Origin of the sequence: Falsiroseomonas frigidaquae (genome assembly GCF_012163145.1) — a bacterium.
GTDB classification, from domain to species: Bacteria; Pseudomonadota; Alphaproteobacteria; order Acetobacterales; family Acetobacteraceae; genus Falsiroseomonas; species Falsiroseomonas frigidaquae.
Window position 1 is genome coordinate 695,808 of the sequence record NZ_JAAVTX010000001.1, and the last position, 23,615, is coordinate 719,422.

The window sequence follows — 23,615 nt, forward strand, 5'->3', positions numbered from 1 at the left end:
AAGATTTCGTATCTGCGCCGCAGCAAAGGATCGCCCGTGCCGACTAATCGCCGCCCCCCTGCCGGCATAACCCTGCGCGGCATCGTCAAGCGATACGGTCCGGCGACGGTGCTGGATGGCATCGACCTGGATATCGCGCCGGGCGAGTTCCTGACGCTGGTCGGCCCCTCCGGCTGCGGCAAATCCACCCTGCTGCGGACCATCGCGGGGTTCGAGCCGCAGGATGAAGGGCAGGTCCGCATCGGTGACCGGGTGGTGGACCGGCTGCCGCCGGCCGAGCGCGACGTCGCCATGGTGTTCCAATCCTACGCGCTGTACCCGCACATGACGGTGGCCGGGAACATCGCCACGCCGCTGGAAATGCGGCGCCTGTCGCTGGCCGAGCGCCTGCCGCTGCTGCGCCTGGCATCCCCCCGCCGCCCGCGCATTCGGCGCGAGATCATGGCGGAGGTCGAGGCGGTGGCGCGGCAGCTCGACATCCTGCCGCTGCTGGCGCGCAAGCCGGCGCAGCTTTCCGGCGGCCAGCGGCAGCGCGTGGCGCTCGGCCGCGCCATGGTGCGCGACCCGGCCGCCTTCCTGATGGACGAGCCGCTGTCCAACCTGGATGCGCGGCTGCGCGTGCAGATGCGGACCGAGCTGGCGGAACTGCACAAGCGGCTCGGCGCCACCTTCGTCTATGTCACGCACGACCAGGTCGAGGCGATGACCATGTCGGATCGCGTCGCGCTGATGGAGGCGGGACGGATCCTGCAGCTCGGCACGCCGGCCGCCCTGTACGACACGCCGGCCAGCATCAGCGTGGCGCGCTTCATCGGCAGCCCGCCGATCAACCTGCTGCCGGCCGAGGCGCGCGCCGATGGTGCCATTATGACGGAAGGTCTTCGGCTGCACGCCCACGGCGCGCTGCCGGCCGGCCGCGTGACGCTGGGTCTGCGGCCGGAGGCGCTGGAGCTCGCGCCGCCGGAGACGCCGGGCACGCTGCCCGTTTCGCTGCGGCGGGCGGAGAATCTCGGCGCCGAATGGCTGCTGCATGCGGTGACGCCCGGCGGCACCGACCTGGTGGCCCGGGTGCCCGCCACGGCACCGGTGCCGGAGCGGTTCAGCCTGGCGATCGACCCGGCGCGGCTGCATCTGTTCGGCGCGGATGGCCAGCGCCTCGTCACCCGGCTCGGCCTGCGGGTGCCGGCATGAACCGCGCCAAGGCCCTGGCGGGCGCCGCCTTCGCCGCCCCCGCCTTCGCGCTGATGCTGGCGCTGCTGATCGGGCCGCTGCTGGTGCTGCTGGCACTGTCCGTCACGGATTACCGGCTCGGCGCCATGGCGGTGAAGCTGGTCGGCCTCGGCCATTATGCGGCGCTGTTCCAGGACGAGGTATTCCAGCGCGCATTGCGCAACACCTTCCTCTATGTCGCGCTGGTGCTGCCGGGAGCGGTTTTCGGCGGCCTCGGCATCGCGCTGCTGGTGCATGCGCGGGTGCGGACGCGCAGCTTCTACGAGGTGATCTACTTCCTGCCCGTCACCTCCACGCTGGTGGCGATGGCGACCGTCTGGCAGTTCATGCTGCACCCCTCGCTCGGCCCGGTCAGCGCGGTTTTCGCGGCACTCGGGATGGCGGGGGTGGATCTGCTGAATGACCCGTCGCTGGCACTCGGCACGCTGGCGATGATCGGGCTGTGGCAGCAGGTCGGCTTCAACATGGTGCTGTTCCTGGCAGGCCTCTCCGCGATTCCGCGCGACCTCTACGAGGCCGCGGCGCTGGATGGCGCGGGCGGCGGCATCGACCGCTTCCTGCGCGTCACCTGGCCGCTGCTGGGGCCGACGACGATGTTCGTCACCATCACCAGCACCATCGCCGCCTTCAAGGTGTTCGACACGGTGGCGGTGCTGACCAAGGGCGGCCCGCTGGGGTCCACCGAGACGCTTCTGTATGTGCTGTATCTGGAAGGCTTCCAGTATTTCCGCACCGGCTATGCGGCGGCGATGACCATCGTGCTGCTCGCCTTCCTCATCATCCTGTCCCTCCTCCAGGCGCGGGTGATCGACCGCCGGGTGCATTACGCATGAGGCGGCGCGGGCTCCTCGGCGCGCTGCTCTCGCATGCCGTGCTGCTGGCCGGCGCGGTGCTGATGGCCGCGCCCTTCCTGTGGATGCTGCTCACCTCCATCCGCCCGCCGGAGGAGGTGTTCGGGACTGTCTTCAACCTCATCCCGACCCGCTTCGCGGGTTACGAAAACTATCGGGTGGCGCTGGTCGAGAGCAACCTGCCGCGCGCGCTGCTGAACGGCGCCATCGTCTGCCTCGGCATCCTGGCGGTGCAGCTTCTGTTCGCGATTCCTTCCGCCTATGCGCTGGCGAAGCTGAAGTTCCGCGGGCGGGAATGGCTGTTCGGGCTGGTGCTGTTCGGGCTCTGCGTGCCGATCCAGGTGCCGGCGCTGCCGCTCTATCTCGGCCTCGCCCAGGCCGGGCTGCTGGACAGCTTCTTCGCGCTGATGGCCCCCTTCTTCCTGACGGTCTTCGGCATGTTCCTGTTCCGCCAGTTCTTCCGATCCTACCCGGATGAGGTGCTGGACGCGGCACGGCTGGATGGCATGGGGGAGTTCGAGATCGTCTGGCGCTTGGCCGCGCCCGCGGCGCTGCCGGCGATCGCCGCCTTCTCCATCTTCTCGATCGTCGCCCATTGGAACGACCTCTACTGGCCGCTCATCGTCGTGACCTCGGCGGAGCGGTCCGTGCCGTCGCTTGCCATCCTGGCATTCCGGGACAGCGAGACGGGCGGCAATTACGGCGCGCTGATGGCCGCGGCCGCGATCACCACCGCGCCGCTGATCATCGGCTTCTTCGCCGCGCGCCGCGCCTTCCTGCGCGGGATCACCATGACCGGGCCGCGCTGAAGCGGCCCCAACCACGGAGAGGACCCACACCATGACGACCCGCAGAACCCTTCTCGCCAGCGGCGCCGCCTTGCTCGCAGCACCGGCCATCAGCCACGCGCAGGGCCAGGTGACGCTGGACGTGCTGTTCGCCAACCCGTCCTTCGCGCGCTTCTTCACGCCGATCGCGGAAGCCTTCACCCGCGCCAATCCGAGCATCCGCATCGCCTTCCGCCAGCCGGCGCCGAATTACGACGAGCAGCACCAGGCGCTGCTGCGCGGCGCGCTGACCAACCAGTTGCCGGACGTGACCTTCCCCGGCTTCAACCGCCTGCCGGAACTGGCCCGCACCCTGGCGCCGCGCAACCAGATCGCCGACCTCGCGCCGATGATCGCGGCCGAGGGCGATGCCTGGAAGGACGCCAATTTCAGCCCGCGCATGCTGGCGCTGGGCCAGGTGGATGGCACGCAATACGGCATGCCGTTCAACGCCTCCTCCCCCATCGCCTACTACAATCCGGAGCTGGTGCGTCGCGCGGGCGGTGACCCGGACAGCTTTCCGAAGGATTGGGATGGCATCGTCGCGCTCGGCGGCCGCATCAAGGCGGCGGTGCCGGAGGCGATGGGCGTGTCCTACTACATCAACTCCTTCGACAGCGACTGGCTGTGGCAGGCGCTGGTGCAGCAGGGCGGCGGGCGCATGCTGAACGCCGATGGCAGCATCGGCTTCGGCGGCCCGGCGGGCCAGGCGGCGATGGCCCTGGCGCGGCGCTTCGTGACGGATGCCGGCATGGGGCTGATCGGCGCCGACCAGAACCGCCAGCAATTCGGCACCGGTGGCATCGGCGTGATCTTCGACAGCCCGGCGCGGCTCGGCGTCATCACCGGCCTGGTCGGCGGCCGCTTCCCGCTGCGCACCGCGCCCTTCCCCATCACCGATGCGACCAATGGCGGCGTGCCGACCGGCGGCAACGCGGCTGTCATCCTGACGCGCGATGCGGCCAAGCGGGAAGCCGCCTGGAAGTATGTGAAGTACAGCGCGGGGCCGGAGGCGCAGAAAGTGGCGGTGGAGATGACCGGCTACCTGCCCACCAACCAGCGCGCGGCAGGCCCCGAATTCCTCGGCGCCTGGTACGAGCAGAACCCGAACGCCCGCAGCGCCGCGATGCAGGCGGACAAGTCGCTGCCCTGGGAGGATTACGGCGCCAATGGCCCGCGCATCCACCGCATGCAGCAGGAAATCCTGACCGCCGTGATGCGTGGCGACGTGGCGCCGGAATCCGGGCTGCAGCGCATGGTGCAGCAGACCGGCAGCATGATGCGCGCCTGAGCGGCGGAAGACGCGGCCCGGCGCAGGCCGGGCCTCGTCAGCGGAAGACCAGCACCGGGATCCGGCAGCTGCGCAGCAGCGCGGTGGTGGTGCTGCCGACGATCAGGTTGCGCAGCCGGCTGTGCCCATAGGCGCCCATCACCAGCAGGTCGATCCCGGCCTGCGCCACATGGCCGGCGATCGCCGCCTCGGCATCGCCCTGCAGCACGACCGGCGTGGCCCGCTTGCCCGCGGCCGCGAGCTGCCGCACCGGCTCCGCCAGCAGCGCATGCCCGGCCGCAGCATCCGCCGCCACCGTCACCAGCTCGCATTCCAGCCCATCCAGCGAGGCAGTGCCGGCGGCATAGGCCACGGCCTTGCGGCCTGATGCCCCCCCGTCATAGGCGATGGCGAAGCGCGTGATCGGCTTGAAGGCGCGGGAGGCGACGAGCACCGGCAGCACGCTGGCGCGCAGCACGCGTTCCAGGTTGGCGCCGAGATGGCCCACGGCGAAATCCGCCGCCTCGCCGCGCTTGCCGACCACCAGCAGGTCGGCCTCACCCTCGAACTCCACCACCGTATCGACCAGCGCGCCGTGCCGCTGCACCGTGCCGATCTGCGCCACGCCGGCCGCCTTCAGCCGCGCCTCCGCCGCCTCCAGAAGGGCCCGCGCACGGCGAAGCGCGACCTTGCCGCGTGCGGCATCCAGCTCCGCCAATTCGCGCAGCAATTCATCCGAGGCATTCAGCCCGAGCGCGCCGCTGTGATCCGCCGGTGCCTCCGCCATCGTGCGGTCCAGGACATGCAGCACGCGCACCGAGGCACCACCCATCCGGGCGGAGGCCCAGGCGGCGTGGTCGAGGATGCTCTCGGCATAGACCGATCCATCCGTGCAGGCGAGAATCTGCGCCATGGCTTTGTCCGCTCCCCTCAATGCAGAGCCGGTGCGTCGGATGCGCCCGGCTTGTCATGCGTGCCGAGCTTGTCCACCAGCGTGGCGCTCGCTTCGTTCATGCCGAGGAGCTCCACCTCCGTCCCCTCGCGGCGGAACTTCAGCACCACGCGATCCAGCGCGGCAACCGCGGTGAGGTCCCAGATATGGGCGCCGGCGACATCGATCACCACCCGCTCGATCGCCTCCTTCAGGTCGAAGGCCTGGCCGAAGCTCTCGGCGGAGGCGAAGAAGATCTGGCCGGTGACGGTGTAGGTGCGCTGCCGGCCGTCGGCCGACAGCTCCGACCGGATGCGGAAGATATTGGCGACCTTGCGGGCGAAGAAGATGCCGGACAGCAGCACGCCCACCAGCACGCCCTGCGCCAGGTCATGCGTCGCCACCGTCACCGCGACGGTGGCCAACATGACGATGGATGAGCTTTTCGGATGCACCCGCAGATCGGACAGCGACTTCCAGGAGAAGGTGCCGATCGAGACCATGATCATCACGGCGACCAGCGCGCCCATCGGAATCTGCCGCACCAGATCGGCCAGCACCAGGATCAGGAACAGCAGGAACAGCCCGGCCCACAGCGTGGACAGCCGCCCGCGGCCGCCGGATTTAACGTTGATGACCGACTGCCCGATCATCGCGCAGCCCGCCATGCCGCCGAAGCAGCCGGCGACGATATTGGCGATGCCCTGGCCGTAGCTCTCGCGGATCTTGTCGGAGCTGGTATCGGTCAGGTCATCGACGATCTGCGCCGTCATCAGCGATTCCAGCAGCCCGACCACGGTGAGGGTCAGGGAGGTCGGCAGGATGATCCACAGCGTCTCCAGCGTCAGCGGCACGTCGGGGAAGAAGAAGGCCGGCAGCTCCGCGGGCAGTTCGCCCATGTCGCCCACGGTGCGGACATCCAGCCCGAACCAGATCGCGACCGCGGTCAGCAGCACGATGGCGACCAGCGGCGAGGGAATCGCCCGGGTCAGCAGCGGGAACAGGTAGATGATGGCCAACCCGACCGCGACGACCGCATAGGTGACCCAGGTGACGCCGATCAGCTCCGGCACCTGCGCCATGAAGATCAGGATGGCGAGCGCATTGACGAAGCCGGTCATGACGGAGCGTGAGACGAAGCGCATCAGCACGCCGAGTTTCAGCGCGCCGGCAATCATCTGCAGTACGCCGCACAGGATGGTGGCGGCCAGCAGGTATTGCAGCCCGTGCTCGCGCACCAGCGTCACCATCACCAGCGCCATGGCGCCGGTGGCCGCCGAGATCATCGCGGGCCGGCCGCCGGTGAAGGCGATGACCACCGCGATGCAGAAGGAGGCATAGAGCCCGACCTTCGGATCGACGCCGGCGATGATGGAGAAGGCGATCGCCTCCGGGATCAGCGCCAGGGCGACGACTGTGCCGGCCAGGATGTCGGCGCGGATGTTCGGGAACCATTCGGCCCGAAGACGGGACAGGGACATGGGGTACTCCGGAGGCGATGCCCGCCAAGCGGCGTGTTCAGCCGGGACCGAAACAGGGCATGGGAAGGAAAAGCGCGGCCACGGCGGCAAGCCGGACGTATGGCGTCACGTGCCCAGTCGGGCACGCGTCACTCCGGGGTCAGGGCGGCGCGTTCGATGTCATCCATCGCCTGTAACAGACTTTCGCTGCGACGCACAACGCTGTTCTGTCGGATTTCTCGGCCACGGGGCGAAGCGCTCGCCTGACGATGGTCGCAGCCGCCGTCGCCGTACCGACCGGCATGGCCGCAGGCTGCCGTAACCAGGGGGTCGCCCGCGGCGAAGTATATGGCAGCGCCTGCCGGCCGCGGAGAGATTCTCCCCGATGCCGCATCCGCACCGCCGGCCCCTGCCCACCACCCCCCCATTGCTGTCACCCGCTGCCGGGCCACCGCCGGCGGCAAACGAGAGGAAAACGGCCATGAGCGACACCCTCACCACCCCGCCGGCCCAGGGGGCATGCTGATGCGCCGCCGCATGATCCCGGCCACCATCCTGGCCGGTACAATCCTGGCCGGCACGGTCCTGGCCGCCCCCGCGCTGGCGCAGCAGAACGGCCTGGTGACGGTGCCGAGCGCGCATCCGGTGCGCGCCACGCTGGATCGCTTCGCCGCCGCGGTGCGGGAAGCCGGCTGGCAGGTCTTCACCGAGATCGACCACGCCGCCGCCGCGCGGGATGTCGGCATGACGCTGCGGCCGCGGACCGTGCTGCTGTTCGGCAGCCCGCGCGCCGGCACGCCGGGCATGGCGGCGAACCCGACCCTCGCCCTGGACCTGCCGATGCGGGTGCTGGTGTGGCAGGATGGCCAGGACCGCGTCTTCATAACCCGCAGCACCGGCGCCGACCTGGCCGAGCGGGTCTTCGCTCGCCATGGCGTGACCGTGCCGCCGCAGGGCCAGCGCAATACCGAGGACTTCCTCGCCGGGCTGGTCCGCAAGGCGGCGGAATAGCATGGCGGGTGCGCTCGCGGCCGCGCCGCCGCAGGCGCATCTGCCGGGCCTGGCGCTCGGCCTTGCCGGCACGGCGGCGGTCCTGTCCGTCCTCGGCGACACGACGCTGGTGCCGGTCCTGGCGGTGGCCATGCTGCTGGGCGCCCTGCTCGTCCTGCTGGATTTCGGCTTCACCGGCGGCTTCCGCAGCCTGCTGGTGGACCGGGATGGCCGCACCCTGGGCGCCAGCTTCATCGTGCCGGCCGTGGCGGCGCTGGTGATCCTGCCGGTCGGCACGCTGGCCGAGGGCTATGGCCGCTTCGTCGCGCCGATCGGGCCGCCGCTGGTGGTCGGCGCGGCGGTATTCGGAATCGGCATGCAGATCACCAATGGCTGCGGCTCCGGCACGCTGGTCGCGGCCGGCCAGGGCTCGCGCCGCATGTGGGTGGCATTGCCCTTCTTCTGCCTGGGCGGCGTGCTGGGCAGCCTGGTGCTGCCGGCGGCGCTGCGCCTGCCCGATCTTGGCACGGTGGACCTGCCGGTGCTGCTCGGCCCCTGGGCCGGGCTGGCGGCGACCGAGGCACTGTTGCTGGCCGGGGCGCTGCTGGTCCTGCGCGGGGCGCGGCCACGGCGGGACAGGCTGCTGGCCGGCGCCGCCATCGGCGCGGCGGCGGCGCTGCTGTTCCTGGTCTCCGGCCTGCCCTGGGGCATCACCATGGGGCTGACGCTGTGGGGCGCGCAGACGATGCAGGCGCTCGGCGCCGACCTGACCGGCTTCGCCTTCTGGTCCGGCGGCTGGACGCGGGAGGCGCTGGAGGGTCCGCTGCTGGCGCTGCATGGGTCACTGAGCGATCTCGGGCTGCTGCTCGGCGCCCTGCTGGCTGCCGCGGCGCAGGGGCGGCTGCGCCATGGCGTGCCGATCGGCTGGCGCGGCGCGTTGGGGGCTGCGATCGGCGGGCTTCTGATGGGGGTCGGCGCGCGGCTGTCCTTCGGCTGCAATGTCGGCGCCTTCCTTGGTGGCGCATCATCCGGCAGCCTGCATGGCTTCGTCTGGATGCTGGCGGCGATGCCGGGCTGCTGGGCCGGCATCAGGCTGCGGCCGCTGTTCGGCCTGCGCTGAACCGGGGCCGCGCCGCAGGCTCGACCTTGGTCGCCATGGGCGGCACGGTCTCGCCGGCCCGGCCGGTGGCGCCCCTTGCCCGCCGCCGGGCCACGCGTTGCGCCGGATCGATTGGATGACCATGGCAGGCTGGGCTGAATTCGCTGCGGCCTTCGCCGTCTTCCTGCTGTCCCACGCCGTGCCGGCGCGGCCCGCGGTCCGGCGGCGTCTGGTTTCGGCATGCGGGGAACGGCCCTACCTCATCCTCTACAGCGTCGCCTCGGTGGCGGTGCTGGCCTGGCTGGTCGCCGCCGCCGGCCGTGCGCCCTTCGTCCTGCTATGGCCCTATGCCGCGTGGCAGGCCTGGCTCGCCAACCTGGTCATGCCCCTCGCCTGCCTGTTGGTCGCCTGCGCGGCCGGCGCGCCGAATCCGCTGTCCTTCGGCGGCCGAGAAGGCGGTTTCGATCCGCAGCGGCCCGGCATCGTCGGCGTCGCGCGCCACCCGCTGCTGCTCGCCATTTTCCTGTGGTCGGGGGTGCACGCCCTCGCCAATGGAAACCTCGCCCACCTGCTGCTGTTCGGCAGCTTCGCCGGTTTCGCGCTGCTGGGGATGCGCCTGCTGGACCGGCGCAAGCGGCGCATCCTGGGTACGGCCGAATGGACGAGGCTGGCCGCCCGTTCCTCGAACTGGCCATTCGGCGCGCTCATCGATGGCCGGTGGCACCCCCGCTCGGCCCCCGCCCCCGGCCGGCTGGCGGCGGGATTGCTGCTGTGGCTCGGCCTGCTCGCGCTGCATCCGGTGGTGCTCGGCGTGTCGCCGCTGCCCCCGGGCTGAGCGTTCAGCCGGTGGAAGCGTGCCGCCGCGCCTCCGGGTCCGTGACATCCTCAACCCAGGTCAGCGCCGCGACCGACCGGGGAAAGCCCAGGGTCGGGATGGCCAGCAGGGCGACCTGCTTCAGCGCCGCCGCCGGCACGCCTTCCTCCAGGGCCCGCCGGCAATGCGAATGCACCCCGCCTTCGGAGCCTGCGCCGATCGCCAAAGCGAGCTTCACCAGCCGCAGCGCCTGGTCCTCGATCGGGCCGCTGGCCGCGCAGGCCGCGCCGAGCGCGGCATAGGCTCGCCAGATCTCCGGGTAGGCCCGTGCCACCTGTCCCGCAGCGGCGGGCAGTTCCTCATCCTCCGACATCGCAGGGTCTCCTGTTGTCGCAATCGGTTCCAACGGCGGCTCCTCAGCCGGGTTTCCCATCCGGCCGGGGGCTGGCGAGCATCGGCACGAAGACCACCAGGAAGCCGGCGAAGGCCAGTACCCAGAGCAGCCCGGCCAGCGCCAGGGCGCCATCCGCCGGCAGCAGGGCCGGGCCGAAGGCGCGCACCAGCCCGGCGGCGAACAGCAGCAGGTAGGCGGCCGTCACCATGGGTGCCGCCACCAGCGCGCGTCCCGTATGGCCCAGCGTGGCGCGCGTCATCACCGCCAGGATCATCAGCGAGACCGCCCCCGCCCCCTGCAGGTGCAGCCAGGCGGCGGCCCAGGACGCGCCGGTCAGCAGATGCGCCGCCTTCACGCCCAGCGCGACCGGCACCAGCGCATAGGCCAGGTGCAGCACCCAGAGCAGCGGCGCGTGGAAGCTGCGCCAGCCATGCCAGCGCGACAGCCGCAGCGCCGCGAGCAGCGCGGCCACGGCGGCGACGCCACCGGCCAGCATGCCGCCGGGCGCCACCTGGTCCACCGCCACCACCAGCAGCAACGCCAGGATGCCGGCGCGGTCGGCACCGGGCAGCGGGCGCAGTTCCACCGGCCGGCCTGCCTTGCGAAGTGCGTTCAGCGTGAAGGCCGGCAGGATGCGCCCGCCGATCAGCCCGACCAGCGCCAGCGCGACATCCAGCGCGAGCAACTGCCCGGCGGCCCAGCTTTCCGTGAACCACCCCGCCGCATCCCCCAGCATCAGCAGGTCGCCGGCCCAGAACAGCAGGATCAGCGCCGGCGGGCCGAAGAGTCGCGGCGTCCGGGCCGCGACGACGGCCGGCAGCACCATCAGCAGCAGCGCCGGGATCGGCAGCAGCGCCAGCAGGGCGGCGGCATCCGGCGGCACCGGCGATCCGGGCAGCAGCACCAGCCGGGCCAGCACGAACAGCCCGGCCACCAACATCACCGGCACCCCGCCATAGCCCGGCCGCCCGGTCCAGTTGGGCACCGCCGTCAGCAGGAAGCCGCCCATGGCGGCACCGATGAAGCCGGCGATCATCTCATGCGCGTGCCAGCGCAGGGGGGGCAGCGGCCCCTCCGGCAGCGGGGCGCCGTGCAGGGCGGCGATCCAGGCCAGCATGGCGAACAGCGCCCAGGCCCCGGCGAGCAGGAAGAACGGCCGGAAGCCGTGGCGGAACAGGGCGGGCATCATGCGACGGGCTCCGCGACATGGCCGATGGCCGGGCGCGGTGCCTCCCCGGCATCGAGCTGGCGGAACGGGCCGCACGGCCCCTCCGCCGCCTGCAGCACGCCCCAGCCGAGATGGAAGTACCAGCCATGCAGGGCGAGCTGGCCCGCCGCGACGCGGTCCGCCACGAAGGGATAGGCGGCCAGGTGCCGCAGGCTGGTCAGCACGGCCGCCTGTTCGCCCCGGCGGGCAACCAGGCTGCGATCCGCCTCCGTCACCAGCCCATCCATCTCGGCGCGGACCTCGCCGGCGACGCCGACCCAGTCCGAGACATAGTCGAATTGCGCGGCACCGTGGTCGTGGCCGAGCAGGCAGCGCACTCCGGCGCAGAAGGCATGGCCGAGCACCACGATGTGCCGCACGCCCAGCGCCTTCACGCCGAACTCGATGGCGGAGGCCGTGCCATGCGGCGCGCCGTCGCGCGCAGGCGGCGGCACCAGCGCGGCGACATTGCGGATCACGAACAGCTCGCCCGGCCGGGCGCCGCAGATGATGGCCGGGTCGGTGCGGCTGTCGGAGCAGGCGATGACCATCACCTCCGGCCGCTGGCCCTCCAGAAGCTGGTCGTACAGCTCGTGATCCGCCTCGAAATGGCTGTGGCGGAAGCGGTCGAAGCCGGCGACCAGCCGCCCGAGGGCGCCGCCAGGCGCGGGCAGGTGCAGTTCCATCGGCTCAGAGCCCGAGCGGCGTGGCGAAGGGGTGGAACTGCACCGCATCGCCCGCCGCCACGGATGTGCAGCTGGCCGGCAGGCACAACAGGCCATCGGCACGCGACAGCGGCTTCAGCCGCGCCGATCCGCCACTTCCCTCGCGGACCAGGATCGGCAGGCCCGCCGCATCATGGCCGACGATGCGAGCGGGCGCGTATTCCGCGCGGCCCGGCTTGCGCGCGAAGCCTTCGCCGGCCACCGCAGCCTGCGGCACCATGGGCAGGTCCGGCGCCCCCGCCAGGCGTGCCACCAGCGGACGGCCGAGGAGAAGCATGGAGACCAGCGCCGCCAGCGGGTTGCCCGGCAGGCAGAGGCAGGCCGCCCGGCCGATCCGCCCATGCGCCAGCGGCTTGCCCGGCTTCAGTGCCAGCCGCAGCGTCCGCACCCAGCCGCCGGCATCGCGGATGGCGCCCGGCAGATGGTCCGCATCGCTGCCGCAGACGCCGCCGCTGGCCAGGATCAGGTCGTGGTCCCGCGCCGCATCGCGCAGCGCCGCGGCGATGGCGGCCCGGTCATCCGGCAGCACGCCGAGATCGGTGCAGGCCACCTCCGGCCGCGCCAGCAGCGCCAGCAGCATCGGCCGGTTGCTGTCATGGATCGCGCCGCCGAGCTCGTTGCCATTGGACAGGACGGCAACCCGCAGCCGGGGCCGCACGGCGACCTGCGCGATGCCGGCGGCCGCCAGCAGCGCCAGGTGGCGGGCATCCAGCCGCGTGCCCGGCGCCACCAGGATTTCGCCGCATGCGACATCCTCGCCGCGGCGCCGGATGTTGTCGCCGGGGCGCAGCGCGCGGCGCGGCAGGACCTGGCCGGCGCGCAGCGCGACATGCTCCTCCATCACCACGGCGGCGACACCTTCGGGCAGCGCCGCGCCGGTCAGCAGCCGGACCGTCTCGCCCGCGGCGATCGCCGGTCCCGGATCGGCGCCGGCGGTGATGGTGCGGCCGAGCGCTGGTGCGGCGGCCGGCGCCAGATCGGCCTCGGCAAGCCCGTAGCCATCCATCGCCGACTGGTCGAAGGGCGGCAGGTCCCGCGTGGCGGCGGGCGCCTCGGCCAGGATCCGGCCGAGCGCGTCGGCAAGCGCCAGTGTCTCCTGCCCCTCGACCGGCAGCCCCTCGACCGGCACGGCATCGGCCAGCAGCCGGCGTCGCGCTTCCGCCGGCGGCATCAGTCCGGCTTCCTCGTCGCAGCAGGACGGCGCCCGCGCGGCGTCCGGACGGGTGTTCATCAGGCTTCCATCGGGCATCTGCCATCTCCCACCAGGCCGCGCCGGGCGGCCTTCGTCCCGGCCCGGGCGCGCTGGGCGTCGCCGGGCCCCGGGTTGCGGCGTCGGGGTGCCATCCGCGCCGCCAACTACTGCACCAGCGGGCCATCCGCGCCGGCGGAGAGGCTGATGCCCTCCACCACGGCGCGGGAGGCAAGGATGGTCATGTACTGGTAGGCGGCACGGCGCCAGGCGGCTTCGGCGAGCCATTCGGCGACGCGCACCCTCGCCGCCTCGAAGGGCACTTGCTGCCCCGCCACGGCCTCGAACACGCGCAGCACGTGGAAGCCGTACGGCGTCTCGACCACCGCGGGATGCACGCTGCCGGTGAAGGTCGCGCGCAGCGCCGCCTCGAAGGCGGGCACCGTACTGCCCTCCTCCACCAGGCCGAGATCACCGGACTGGTCGCGGGACGGGCAGTCGGAAAATTGCGCGGCGAGCGCGGCCAGCCGGTCCGGCTCCGCCTGGACAGTGACCAGCATGGCCTCCGCCCGCGCCCGGGCGGCGGCACGGGCCTCCGCGTCGGCGGGGTCCGCGGCCAGCAGGACATGCGCGGCATGCCAGGCGGCGCGGCTGCGGAACCTGGCGCTGTTCGCCTCGAACCAGCGGCGGCAGGTGGCCTCGTCGGCCTCCGGCAACCGCAGCTCGGCGGCCAGCAGGCGGTTGACCTGCGCCTCCTCCGGCGTCTCATCGGCCTCGGGCGTCGCATCGACCTCGCGGCGCGCCGCCTCCGCCAGCAGCAGGCGGCGGATCACCAGCGCCTCCGCCGCGGCGTGCCAGGCGGTGGCGGCATCCGCGGCGGGGTGGTGCTGAATCTCCGCGGCGATCTCGGCCGCGGTGATCTCGACCTCATCCACCCGCACGATTGGCGGCGTGAAGGGCGCGGGCTTCGGGTGATGGTGCACGGACATCACACCACCCGCGCGTTGCGGCCGTGACGGCGGACCAGCTGGTAGGGCCGCAGGACATAGCCGACCGGCGCGGACCAGATGTGCACGAGGCGGGAGAAGGGGAAGGCGACGAACAGCGTCAGCCCCAGCAGGATATGCGCCTTGAACACCGGCGCCACGCCAAGGAGGTGGGAGGACGCGTCACCCCGGAAGGTGACGATGCCCTGCGCCCATTCGCTGAGCTGGATCATCACATGCCCGTCGAGATGCCCGAGCGAGAACGGGATGGTCAGCAGCCCCAGCACAAGCTGCAGCCACAGCAGCGCGAGGATGGCGATATCGGCCATCGAGGAGGTGGCGCGGATGCGCGCATCGAACAGCCGCCGGTGCAGCAGCATGGTCAGCCCGACGAAGCACAGCGCGCCTGCCGCACCGCCGGAGACGATGGCGAGCAGCTGCTTCTGTGGCGCGGTGATCACCAGTTCATACAGCACATGCGGCGTCAGCAGGCCGATGGTGTGGCCCGCCAGCAGGAACAGGATGCCGACATGGAAGCAGATGCTGCCGACCATGAGCTGACTGCGCCGCAGAAGCTGGGAGGAGCCGCTGCGCCAGGAATACTGTTCCCGCTCGAAGCGGATCAGGCTGCCGAGCAGCAGGATGGCGATGGCGACATAGGGGAAGATGCCGAAGGCCAGGTGGTTCAGGTAGCCGGACATGGGGTTCACCCTTGGATGGCGGCGACGCGCCGGATGACCGGGCGGCGCGGCGCGGGATTGGGGGCGCGCCGGGCAGCGCGCAGCTTGGCGGCCAGGATGTCCGGCCCGCATTCGGCGGCGGGGTCCGCGCCCTGGCCGAAGATGACCGGCGCTTCCGCCCATTCCGCGTCCAGCGCCTCCGCCGTCTGCGCGACCTCGGGCTGAGCGGGCACGGAGCCGGGGGTTGCGCCGGCGGCGCGCAGCGTAGCCTCCAGCGCGCCGGCCCAGGCGGCCTCGCGCGCCAGCAGGCGGCCATGCAGCAGGTCGATCACCGGCGCCGCATTGGCCAGCAGGCCGGTATCCCCGGTGACTGCGGCATGTTCCAGCAGCAGCGGCAGGTGATCCGGCAATTCACCCGTCGCGGGCGCCAGGCCCGCGGCGGCGTAGATGCCGATCAGCTCCACCATGGCGGGGCCGCGTTCCCGGCTGTCGCCATGGACGTGCTCGAACAGGTTCAGGCAGAGCGAGCGGGTGCGGTCGAACAGGCCGACATATTCTTCCTGCAGGTCCAGCAGCTCGGCATCCAACAGGTGACGCACAAGCGCATCGAGCGCCGGCAATGCGCCGTCCAGCGCGGCATCCTGCGATAGGGCGCGCCGGACCTCCGGCAGCGCGTCGAGAAGTTCGGCCGTGGGGTAGGCGATCAGCGCCGCCAGGGCGCGGAGGGAGGTGCGCATGGTCACGCCTCCTCCTTCGCGCGCGATGGCGTTGGCGGGGGCTGCAGCGGCCGGATCGGCGGAATGGCCGGCGCGGTGCTGGCCACCGTGGGCACGCGGCGGATTTCCACGCGCGGCGCCTGGTGCCCGGCGGAGGTGCGCTGCGTGGAGAACAGGTTGGCGGCGCTGGTGCCGGTGGTGGAGCAGCCATTGCCGAAGGTGAAGCCGCAGGACGACTTCAGGTCGAAGGTGTTCTCGGCGTATTCGCGATGGGTGGAGGGGATGACGAAGCGGTCCTCGTAATCCGCCAGCGCCATGACCTTGTACATCTCCTCAACCTGCTCGACGGTCAGGCCGACCTGGCGCAGCACATCCACATCCATGCGGTCATCCACGGTACGGCCGCGCATGTGCATCCGCATCGCCATCATGCGTTGCAGCGCCAGCACCACCGGCGCCTCCGCCCCCGCGGTCAGCAGGTTCGCCAGGTACTGCACGGGAATGCGGAGCTTGTTGACATCCGGCAGACCCTTCTCGTCCCAGCCGATATGGCCGGCCTGATGCGCGGACTGGATCGGCGACAGCGGCGGCACGTACCAGACCATCGGCAGCGTGCGGTATTCCGGGTGCAGCGGGAAGGCCACGCCCCATTCGATCGCCATCTTGTAGACGGGCGACTTGCGCGCCGCCTCCATCCACAGATCCGGCACGCCATCACGCTTCGCCGCGGCGATCACCTCCGGGTCCGAGGGATCGAGGAAGATGTCCATCTGCGAGCGGTACAGATGCTGCTCGTTCTCGACGCTCGCCGCTTCCTCGATGCGGTCGGCATCGTAGAGCATGACGCCGAGGTAGCGGATGCGGCCGACGCAGGTTTCGGAGCACACGGTGGGCTCCCCGGCCTCGATGCGCGGGAAGCAGAAGGTGCACTTCTCCGCCTTGCCGGACTGCCAGTTGTAGTAGATTTTCTTGTACGGGCAGGCGGAGACGCACATGCGCCAGCCGCGGCACTTGTCCTGGTCCACCAGGACGATGCCATCCTCCTCCCGCTTGTAGATGGAGCCCGAGGGGCAGGCGGCGACGCAGGCCGGGTTCAGGCAGTGCTCGCACAGCCTGGGCAGGTACATCATGAAGGTCTGTTCGAACTCGCCGTAGATCTTCTTCTGCACGCCCTCGAAGTTGCGGTCCTTCGAGCGCTTGGCGAATTCACCGCCCAGGATCTCCTCCCAGTTCGGGCCCCACTCGATCTTCTCCATCCGCTTGCCGGTGATGAGGGAAACCGGGCGCGCGGTTGGCATCGCCTTCGCTTCCGGCGCGCTCTGCAGATGCGCGTAGTCGAAGGTGAAGGGCTCGTAGTAGTCGTCGATCTGCGGCATGTCGGGGTTGGCGAAGATGTTCGCCAGCACGCGCAGGCGGCCGCCGATGCGGGGCTGCAGCTTGCCGTTGCGCTTGCGCGTCCAGCCGCCCTTCCACTTGTCCTGGTTCTCCCAGTCCTTCGGGTAGCCGATGCCGGGCTTGGTCTCCACATTGTTGAACCAGGCGTATTCAACACCCTCGCGGCTGGTCCAGACCTGCTTGCAGGTGACGGAGCAGGTGTGGCAGCCGATGCACTTGTCGAGGTTCAGCACCATCGCGATTTGGGCACGGACCTTCATCACACGGTCTCCGGGGTGGTGGTTGCGGGCTCGTCCATCCAGTCGACCTTCGCCATCTTCCGCACCACCACGAACTCGTCGCGGTTGGTGCCGATGGTGCCGTGGTAGTTGAAGCCGTAGGACAGCTGCGCGTAGCCGCCGATCATGTGCGTCGGCTTCGGCGTGGTGCGGGTGACGCTGTTGTGGATGCCGCCGCGGGTCAGCATCACCTCGCTGCCCGGCGTGTTCACGATCTTCTCCTGCGCGTGGTACATCATCACCATTCCTTCCGGGACGCGCTGGGACACCACGGCGCGGGCGGTCAGCGCGCCGTTGAGGTTGAAGGCTTCGATCCAGTCATTGTCGACGATGCCGGCCTTCACCGCGTCGATCTCGCTCAGCCACACCACCGGGCCGCCGCGGTTCAGCGTCAGCATGATCAGGTTGTCGCTGTAGGTGCTATGGATGCCCCATTTCTGGTGCGGCGTGATGAAGTTCAGCGCGATCTCGCGCTCTCCATTCGGCTTGGCGCCGACCATGGCGAGATGCGCCTTCAGATCCACCGGCGGCTTGTAGACGCACAGCCCTTCGCCGAAGGCCAGCATCCAGGGATGGTCCTGGTACAGCTGCTGGCGGCCGGACAGCGTGCGCCACGGGATCAGCTCATGCACGTTGGTATAGCCGGCGGTGTAGCAGACCTCCTCGCTCTCGATGCCGGACCAGGTCGGGCTGCTGATGATCTTCCGGGGCTGCGCCTGCACGTCGCGGAAACGGATCGCCTCATGCGCCTTGCCGGCAGCGAGATGCGTGTGGTCGCGCCCGGTGAATTTCCCCAGTGCCTCCCAAGCCTTCACCGCGACATGGCCGTTGGTTTCCGGCGCGAGGGAGAGGATGACCTCGCAGGCCTGCACGTCGGTTTCGATGCGCGGGCGCTGGCCGGCACCGGGCACGTCGCGGGTGCCGTTCAGCGTGCCGAGGAATTCCACCTCATGCCCGGTCTTCCAGCCGATGCCCTTGCCGCCATTGCCCAGCTTCTCCAGCAGCGGGCCGAGCGACGTGAAGCGCGCATGGGTGGCGGGGTAGTCGCGTTCCACCACCACCACGGCCGGCATGGTGCGCCCCGGGATCGGCGCGCATTCGCCGCGCTTCCAGTCCCGCACGTCGTTCTGGGCAAGCTCCTGCGCCGTGTCATGCATCAGCGGGTTGAGGACGACGTCCTTCTCCACGCCGAGATGCCCGACCGAAAGCTCCGAGAACCGCTTGGCGATGCCGCGGAAGATCGCCCAGTCGGTGCGGCTTTCCCAGGCCGGGTCCACCGCGGCGCTCAACGGATGGATGAAGGGATGCATGTCGGAGGTGTTGAGATCGTGCTTCTCGTACCAGGTGGCGGTCGGCAGCACGATGTCGCTGTGCACGCAGGTGGTGCTCATGCGGAAGTCGAGCGTCACCAGCAGGTCCAGCTTGCCATCCGGCGCGTCGCGCCAGACGATCTCATCCGGCTTCACGCCGCCTTCCTCGCCAAGATCCTTACCCTGCACGCCGTTCGTCGTACCGAGCAGGTGCTTGAGGAAATACTCGTGCCCCTTGCCGGAGGAGCCCAGCAGGTTGGAGCGCCAGATGAACATGTTGCGCGGCCAGTTGGCCGGGTTCTCCGGGTCCTCGCAGGACATCCGCAGCGAACCCGCGGCCAGGCCTTGCGCGACATAATCCGCCGGCGCCAGGCCCGCCGCATCCGCCGCGGCGGCAAGGCGCAGCGGATTCTGTTCGAGCTGCGGCGCGGAGGGCAGCCAACCCATGCGCTCCGCGCGCACGTTGAAGTCGATCAGAGATCCCGTCATGCCGGCCGGTGCCGTCGAGGCGAGCAGTTCCTCCACGCGCAGCTTCTCGTACCGGTACTGGCCGGTATGGGCATAGAAGAAGCTGGTGGAGTTCATCTGCCGTGGCGGACGCGTCCAGTCCGTGGCAAAGGCCAGCGGCACCCAGCCGGTCTGCGGGCGCAGCTTTTCCTGCCCCACATAATGCGCCCAGCCGCCGCCGGATTTGCCGATGCAGCCGCACATCACCAGCAGGTTGATGATGCCGCGGTAGATCATGTCGCCGTGGTACCAATGGTTCACGGCAGCGCCGAGGATGACCATCGACCTGCCCTGCGTCTTCTCCGCATTGCCGGCGAATTCGCGCGCGGTGGCGATGATGTGGCCGCGCGGCACGCCGCAGACCTTCTCGGCCCAGGCCGGCGTATAGGGCGCATCCTCGTCGAAGCTGTCCGCGCCGTCGCCGAAGCCGCGCTCCACCCCGTAATTGGCGAGGAACAGGTCATACACGGTCGTCGCCAGCCGCGTGCTGCCATCGGCCATCGTCACCGGCATCGCCGGCACGCGGCGCGTCAGCACTTCGTCATGCGCGGTCGGATTGAAGAACTCCGGCGCGCGCCCGCCGAAATAGGGGAAGCCGACATCGGCCACCGTCTCGCTGCCGAGCAGCGTGAGGCGCGGCGTCGTGACCTCCAGCGTCCGCGCGTCGCGGCCCTCGAGGTTCCACTTGCCCTCCTCGCCCCAGCGGAAGCCGATGGAGCCCATCGGCGCATAGAGGCGCCCCGTCGCATCATCCACCGCGACGGTCTTCCAGGTTGCGTTGTTGGCCTCGCCAAGGCCATCCGCCAGGTCGGCAGCGCGCAGCTGGCGGCCGGCGACCAGGCCGCCATCCTTCTCCTCCAGCAGCACCAGCATCGGCAGGTCGGTCAGGCGGCGGCAATAGTCGAGGAAGTAGTCGCCCTTGCCCTGCGCGTGCCACTCGCTGAGGATCACATGCCCCATCGCCATGGCCAGTGCCGCATCGGTGCCCTGCTTCGGGTGCAGCCAGAGATCGGCGAATTTCGAAGCCTCGGAATAGTCGGGCGTCACCACCACGGTCTTGGCGCCGCGGTAGCGCGCCTCGGTCATGAAATGCGCGTCGGGCGTGCGGGTCTGGGGCACGTTGCTGCCCCACATCATGATCAGCCCGGCATTGTACCAGTCGGCGCTTTCGGGAACGTCCGTCTGCTCGCCCCAGGTCTGCGGGGATGAGGGCGGCAGGTCGCAGTACCAGTCGTAGAAGGACATGCAGACGCCGCCGATCAGCGACAGGTAGCGGCTGCCCGCGGCGTAGCTCACCATCGACATCGCCGGGATGGGCGAGAAGCCGATGATGCGGTCCGGCCCGTGCTGCTTCGCGGTGTGGATATTGGCGGCGGCGATCATCTCCTCCGCCTCCGCCCAGTCCACGCGCACGAAGCCGCCGAGGCCGCGCACCTTCTGGTAGTCGCGGCGCTTCGCCTCATCGGCCTGGATGCTGGCCCAGGCGGTGACGGGGTCGGCGTGCTCCGCCTTCGCCGCGCGCCACAGCTTCAGCAGGCGCTTGCGCATCAGCGGGTGCTTCACGCGGTTGGCGCTGTACAGGTACCAGGAATAGCTGGCGCCGCGGGCACAGCCGCGTGGTTCGTGGTTCGGCAGGCCAGGCCGCGTGCGCGGGTAATCGGTCTGCTGCGTCTCCCACGTCACCACGCCGCCCTTGACGTGGATCTTCCAGGAACAGGACCCGGTGCAGTTCACGCCATGGGTGGAACGCACCACCTTGTCCGTGGACCAGCGCTGGCGGTAGGCGTCCTCCCAGCCACGCGGCTCGTCCACCACCTGGCCGTGGCCATCGGCGAAGGGTTCCGCGGCGCGCTTGAAGAAGCCGAGGCGGTCGAGGAAATGCGACATCGTCGTGGTCTCCTTACGCGGCGGGCTGGATGGCGGCGGCGCGCGGCGCGCGCTCGATGTCATGCAGCAGCCCGCCCTTGCGGGTGTAGATGGCCCAGGTCAGGGCGATGCAGGTGAGGTAGAAGCCGGCGAAGGCGTAGAGCGCGGCGATCGGCGTGCCGGTCAGCGCGATGGCGCTGCCATAGGCCTTGGGAACGAAGAAGGCGCCGAAGGCCGCGATGGCGGAGGTGAAGCCGATGATCGCGGCACTCTCGCGTTCGCCCTGCGCCCGCCGCGCAGCGGCCGTAGCGTCCGGCATCAGCCGCGACATCTCCCGCCCCATGATCGCGGGGATCATCTGGAAGGTGGAGGCGTTGCCGATGCCGGTCAGCGTGAACAGCACCAGGAAGCTGGCGAAGAAGCCGATGAAGGCACCCGGTTCCTGCTTGGCACCGAGGAAGTGGATGACGCCCAGCGTGCCGAGCACCATGCCGGTGAACACCCAGAAGGTGACGCGCCCGCCGCCCCAGCGATCGGACACCCAGCCGGTCATCGACCGTGCCAGCGCGCCGACCAGTGGCCCGAGGAAGGCAAGCGACAGCGCATCGACCGCCGGAAATTCGGTGCGCGCCAGCAGCGGGAAGCCGGCAGAGAAGCCGATGAAGGATCCGAAGGTGCCGGTGTAGAGCCAGCACATGATCCAGTTGTGGCGCCGGCGGAAGATGACGGCCTGGTCGGCGAAGCTCGCCTTCATCGCGGCCAGGTCATCCATGCGGAACCAGGCGGCGAAGGCGGCGAGTGCGATCAGCGGCATCCAGATCAGCCCCGCATTCTGCAGCCAGATCTGCCCGCCTTGCGGCGTGACCTGCGGGCCGCCCGCCATGGCGCCGAACATGCCCAGGGAGACGGCGATCGGCACCGCGACCTGCACCGCGCTGACGCCGAGATTGCCGAGCCCCGCATTCAGCGCCAGCGCATTCCCCTTCTCCCGCTTCGGGAAGAAGAAGGCGATGTTCGCCATGGAGGAGGCGAAGTTGCCGCCACCGAAGCCGCACAGCAGCGCCAGGGCCAGGAACATCCAGTAGGGCGTCGTCGCATCCTGCACCGCCCAGCCGATGCCGAGCGCCGGGATCATCAGCGACCAGGTGGAAAGCGTGGTCCACAGCCGCCCGCCGAAGATCGCCGGCATGAAGCTGTAGAAGATGCGCAGCGTGGCGCCGGAAAGGCCCGGCAGCGCCGCCAGCCAGAACAGCTGGTCCGTGCTGAAGCGGAAGCCCGCCGCCGGCAGCTTGGCCACCACCACGGACCACACCATCCACACCGCGAAGGACAGGAACAGGCAGGGGATGGAAACCCACAGGTTGCGCCGCGCCACGGCACGGCCGCGCCGGGCCCAGAAATCCGCATCCTCCGGCTGCCAGTCCTCGATCGCACGGCCGGCCAGCGCGCCCTGCTGCGCCGGGCCATGGATCGGCTGCATCTCCGGCAGCTCGGGCAGCGCCTTCAGCAGCGGCGCCGCGGCCTGGCGCTCCATCTGGCGGACCGAGACATGCATCCACACCAGGCTGATGAGGGCCACGGCGAAGAGCAGCATGAAGCAGCTCTGCCGGATGCCGGTCAGGTCGTTCAGCAGGCCGAAGGCCAGCGGCAGGATGAAGCCGCCCAAGCCGCCGATCAGCCCGACGATGCCGCCCACGGCGCCGACACGGCCCGGGTAGTAGACAGGGATGTGCTTGTACACCGCGGCCTTGCCCAAGCTCATGAAGAAGCCGAGGACGAAGACCAGCACGATGAAGCCCCAGACGCCGGTCTCGATGCGGAAGCGCAGCGGGCCGCCGATGCCCTGCACCACATAGTCGGTCGGCGGGTAGGACAGCAGGAAGGTGCAGGCGACCGCGACGCCGAAGGTCCAGTACATGATGCGCCGCGCGCCGTAGCGATCCGACAGCACGCCGCCATAGGCGCGGAAGATGCTGCCCGGCACGGAATAGGCGGCGCCGATCAGGCCCGCGGTCTGGATGCTGAACCCGTAGGTCTCGATGACATAGCGCGGCAGCCACAGCGCCAGCGCAACGAAGCCGCCGAAGACGAAGAAGTAGTACAGGCTGAAGCGCCAGACCTGCACGTTGCGCAGCGGCTCCAGCATGGCGGTGAAGCTCTCGGGCTTCGTGCCTTCCACGCGGCGGCGCGCCAGGTCCGGATCGTCGCGCGTCGTGGCGTAGAAGGCGATCGCGGCGACCAGCAGGCCGAGCGCCCAGAGTTGCGCGACCATCTGCCAGCCGAAGGCAACCATCACCGTCGGCGCCAGGAACTTGGTGACCGCGGAGCCCACATTGCCGGCGCCGAAGATGCCGAGCGCCGTGCCCTGCTTCTCCGGCGGGAACCACTTCGAGACATAGGCGACGCCGACCGAGAAGGACCCGCCGGCGATGCCGACGCCGAGCGCCGCCAGCAGGAAGGTCTCGTAGCTGTAGGCATGGCTGAGCAGGTAGGTCGCCGCCGCGGCGGCCAGCATCACGCCGGTGAAGACCAGGCGCCCGCCATGCTGGTCCGCCCAGATGCCCAGCACCAGGCGCACCAGGCTGCCGGTCAGGATCGGCGTGCCGACCAGCAGGCCGAACTGAAACTCGCTGAGGCCGAGATCGCGCTTCGCCTGGATGCCGATGATCGAGAAGATCGTCCAGGCGGCAAAGCAGACCGTGAAGGCCGCCGTGCTGGACCAGAGCGCCATGCTCCGGTCCCGGTCCCGTACCGCTGCGCCAACTGCGCCGTCCATCTGCCCACACCTTTTGCCGTGCGGGCGGACCCTGATGCCGTGACGAAGCAGCCGTCTTGATTCAAATCAAGTCGCGGTGAGGATGCCCCATAGAAATTGGCTCAAAGCTAAGCC

At 70.3% G+C, this 23,615-nt stretch carries 19 protein-coding genes; 7 read left to right on the forward strand and 12 right to left on the reverse strand.

Annotated features, from left to right (window positions below; translation table 11 throughout):
• The first annotated feature begins 36 nt into the window (after window positions 1-36).
• The 4 genes from HB662_RS03305 to HB662_RS03320 are packed head-to-tail and all read left to right on the forward strand — an operon-like array spanning window position 37 to window position 4,199.
• Window positions 37-1,191 carry an ABC transporter ATP-binding protein gene (locus tag HB662_RS03305; protein WP_342449432.1) on the forward strand — a complete coding sequence of 385 codons (1,155 nt, stop codon included), beginning with the start codon at window positions 37-39 and terminating at the stop codon, window positions 1,189-1,191.
• On the forward strand, window positions 1,188-2,063 hold the full coding sequence (locus HB662_RS03310) for a carbohydrate ABC transporter permease (RefSeq protein ID WP_168047090.1): 876 nt from the start codon (window positions 1,188-1,190) through the stop codon (window positions 2,061-2,063). The genes HB662_RS03305 and HB662_RS03310 overlap by 4 nt, the downstream gene beginning before the upstream one ends.
• A complete protein-coding gene (locus HB662_RS03315; protein WP_168047092.1) occupies window positions 2,060-2,890 on the forward strand; it encodes a carbohydrate ABC transporter permease in 831 nt (276 codons plus the stop codon). The genes HB662_RS03310 and HB662_RS03315 overlap by 4 nt, the downstream gene beginning before the upstream one ends.
• Before the next feature lie 31 nt (window positions 2,891-2,921).
• Window positions 2,922-4,199 (forward strand): ABC transporter substrate-binding protein, encoded by a 1,278-nt coding sequence (locus tag HB662_RS03320; RefSeq protein WP_168047094.1) that lies wholly within the window; start codon window positions 2,922-2,924, stop codon window positions 4,197-4,199.
• A 37-nt stretch (window positions 4,200-4,236) separates the two neighbouring features.
• On the opposite strand, the gene HB662_RS03325 is transcribed toward HB662_RS03320, so the two are convergent.
• Window positions 4,237-5,091 carry a universal stress protein gene (locus tag HB662_RS03325; protein WP_168047096.1) on the reverse strand — a complete coding sequence of 285 codons (855 nt, stop codon included), beginning with the start codon at window positions 5,089-5,091 and terminating at the stop codon, window positions 4,237-4,239.
• 17 nt (window positions 5,092-5,108) lie between these two features.
• Window positions 5,109-6,590 (reverse strand): SulP family inorganic anion transporter, encoded by a 1,482-nt coding sequence (locus tag HB662_RS03330; protein ID WP_168047098.1) that lies wholly within the window; start codon window positions 6,588-6,590, stop codon window positions 5,109-5,111.
• A gap of 504 nt (window positions 6,591-7,094) precedes the next feature.
• On the opposite strand from HB662_RS03330, the gene HB662_RS03335 reads away from it, so the two are divergent.
• The 3 genes from HB662_RS03335 to HB662_RS03345 all read left to right on the forward strand — a co-directional run bounded on the left by HB662_RS03335 (window position 7,095) and on the right by HB662_RS03345 (window position 9,493).
• Complete coding sequence (locus tag HB662_RS03335) at window positions 7,095-7,580, forward strand: DUF302 domain-containing protein (protein WP_168047100.1); 486 nt, start codon at window positions 7,095-7,097, stop codon at window positions 7,578-7,580.
• Between the two features lies 1 nt (window position 7,581).
• A complete protein-coding gene (locus HB662_RS03340) occupies window positions 7,582-8,679 on the forward strand; it encodes a YeeE/YedE thiosulfate transporter family protein (protein WP_168047102.1) in 1,098 nt (365 codons plus the stop codon).
• 115 nt (window positions 8,680-8,794) lie between these two features.
• Window positions 8,795-9,493, forward strand: a complete 699-nt coding sequence (locus HB662_RS03345; protein WP_209443072.1) for an NnrU family protein — start codon at window positions 8,795-8,797, stop codon at window positions 9,491-9,493.
• A gap of 4 nt (window positions 9,494-9,497) precedes the next feature.
• On the opposite strand, the gene HB662_RS03350 is transcribed toward HB662_RS03345, so the two are convergent.
• From HB662_RS03350 to HB662_RS03395, 10 genes are all read right to left on the reverse strand, one after another.
• A complete protein-coding gene (locus tag HB662_RS03350; RefSeq protein WP_168047104.1) occupies window positions 9,498-9,845 on the reverse strand; it encodes a carboxymuconolactone decarboxylase family protein in 348 nt (115 codons plus the stop codon).
• Window positions 9,846-9,888: 43 nt separating this feature from the next.
• Complete coding sequence (locus HB662_RS03355) at window positions 9,889-11,055, reverse strand: NnrS family protein (protein ID WP_168047106.1); 1,167 nt, start codon at window positions 11,053-11,055, stop codon at window positions 9,889-9,891.
• The gene (locus HB662_RS03360) at window positions 11,052-11,759 is read right to left on the reverse strand and encodes a carbonic anhydrase (RefSeq protein WP_168047108.1); all 708 of its coding nucleotides are present in this window, start codon (window positions 11,757-11,759) and stop codon (window positions 11,052-11,054) included. Before HB662_RS03360 ends, HB662_RS03355 begins: the two co-directional genes overlap by 4 nt.
• A gap of 4 nt (window positions 11,760-11,763) precedes the next feature.
• Complete coding sequence (locus HB662_RS03365) at window positions 11,764-13,047, reverse strand: molybdopterin molybdotransferase MoeA (RefSeq protein ID WP_168047110.1); 1,284 nt, start codon at window positions 13,045-13,047, stop codon at window positions 11,764-11,766.
• A gap of 107 nt (window positions 13,048-13,154) precedes the next feature.
• Window positions 13,155-13,976 carry a peptidylprolyl isomerase gene (locus HB662_RS03370; protein ID WP_168047112.1) on the reverse strand — a complete coding sequence of 274 codons (822 nt, stop codon included), beginning with the start codon at window positions 13,974-13,976 and terminating at the stop codon, window positions 13,155-13,157.
• Window positions 13,976-14,674 (reverse strand): respiratory nitrate reductase subunit gamma, encoded by a 699-nt coding sequence (gene narI / locus HB662_RS03375; protein WP_168047114.1) that lies wholly within the window; start codon window positions 14,672-14,674, stop codon window positions 13,976-13,978. The genes HB662_RS03370 and narI overlap by 1 nt, the downstream gene beginning before the upstream one ends.
• 5 nt (window positions 14,675-14,679) lie before the next feature.
• On the reverse strand, window positions 14,680-15,390 hold the full coding sequence (gene narJ / locus HB662_RS03380; RefSeq protein ID WP_168047116.1) for a nitrate reductase molybdenum cofactor assembly chaperone: 711 nt from the start codon (window positions 15,388-15,390) through the stop codon (window positions 14,680-14,682).
• 2 nt (window positions 15,391-15,392) lie between these two features.
• Window positions 15,393-17,024 carry a nitrate reductase subunit beta gene (gene narH / locus HB662_RS03385; protein WP_168047118.1) on the reverse strand — a complete coding sequence of 544 codons (1,632 nt, stop codon included), beginning with the start codon at window positions 17,022-17,024 and terminating at the stop codon, window positions 15,393-15,395.
• Window positions 17,024-20,746: a nitrate reductase subunit alpha gene (locus tag HB662_RS03390; RefSeq protein WP_168047120.1), complete on the reverse strand. Its 3,723-nt coding sequence runs from the start codon at window positions 20,744-20,746 to the stop codon at window positions 17,024-17,026. Before HB662_RS03390 ends, narH begins: the two co-directional genes overlap by 1 nt.
• A 13-nt stretch (window positions 20,747-20,759) precedes the next feature.
• Entirely contained in the window at window positions 20,760-23,456 is a 2,697-nt protein-coding gene (locus HB662_RS03395; RefSeq protein WP_209443073.1) for a nitrate/nitrite transporter, read from the reverse strand.
• Window positions 23,457-23,615: the final 159 nt, after the last annotated feature.

Bases quoted from the DNA above. Each gene is read 5' to 3' on its own strand.
- narI (WP_168047114.1), bottom strand. From the start codon at position 14,674: ATGTCCGGCTACCTGAACCACCTGGCCTTCGGCATCTTCCCCTATGTC.
- HB662_RS03350 (WP_168047104.1), bottom strand. From the start codon at position 9,845: ATGTCGGAGGATGAGGAACTGCCCGCCGCTGCGGGACAGGTGGCACGG.
- HB662_RS03325 (WP_168047096.1), bottom strand. From the start codon at position 5,091: ATGGCGCAGATTCTCGCCTGCACGGATGGATCGGTCTATGCCGAGAGC.
- HB662_RS03310 (WP_168047090.1), top strand. From the start codon at position 1,188: ATGAACCGCGCCAAGGCCCTGGCGGGCGCCGCCTTCGCCGCCCCCGCC.
- HB662_RS03360 (WP_168047108.1), bottom strand. From the start codon at position 11,759: ATGGAACTGCACCTGCCCGCGCCTGGCGGCGCCCTCGGGCGGCTGGTC.
- HB662_RS03365 (WP_168047110.1), bottom strand. From the start codon at position 13,047: ATGCCCGATGGAAGCCTGATGAACACCCGTCCGGACGCCGCGCGGGCG.
- HB662_RS03330 (WP_168047098.1), bottom strand. From the start codon at position 6,590: ATGTCCCTGTCCCGTCTTCGGGCCGAATGGTTCCCGAACATCCGCGCC.
- HB662_RS03390 (WP_168047120.1), bottom strand. From the start codon at position 20,746: ATGTCGCATTTCCTCGACCGCCTCGGCTTCTTCAAGCGCGCCGCGGAA.
- HB662_RS03335 (WP_168047100.1), top strand. From the start codon at position 7,095: ATGCGCCGCCGCATGATCCCGGCCACCATCCTGGCCGGTACAATCCTG.
- narH (WP_168047118.1), bottom strand. From the start codon at position 17,024: ATGAAGGTCCGTGCCCAAATCGCGATGGTGCTGAACCTCGACAAGTGC.
- HB662_RS03320 (WP_168047094.1), top strand. From the start codon at position 2,922: ATGACGACCCGCAGAACCCTTCTCGCCAGCGGCGCCGCCTTGCTCGCA.
- HB662_RS03355 (WP_168047106.1), bottom strand. From the start codon at position 11,055: ATGATGCCCGCCCTGTTCCGCCACGGCTTCCGGCCGTTCTTCCTGCTC.
- HB662_RS03395 (WP_209443073.1), bottom strand. From the start codon at position 23,456: ATGGCGCTCTGGTCCAGCACGGCGGCCTTCACGGTCTGCTTTGCCGCC.
- narJ (WP_168047116.1), bottom strand. From the start codon at position 15,390: ATGCGCACCTCCCTCCGCGCCCTGGCGGCGCTGATCGCCTACCCCACG.
- HB662_RS03370 (WP_168047112.1), bottom strand. From the start codon at position 13,976: ATGTCCGTGCACCATCACCCGAAGCCCGCGCCCTTCACGCCGCCAATC.
- HB662_RS03340 (WP_168047102.1), top strand. From the start codon at position 7,582: ATGGCGGGTGCGCTCGCGGCCGCGCCGCCGCAGGCGCATCTGCCGGGC.
- HB662_RS03345 (WP_209443072.1), top strand. From the start codon at position 8,795: ATGACCATGGCAGGCTGGGCTGAATTCGCTGCGGCCTTCGCCGTCTTC.
- HB662_RS03315 (WP_168047092.1), top strand. From the start codon at position 2,060: ATGAGGCGGCGCGGGCTCCTCGGCGCGCTGCTCTCGCATGCCGTGCTG.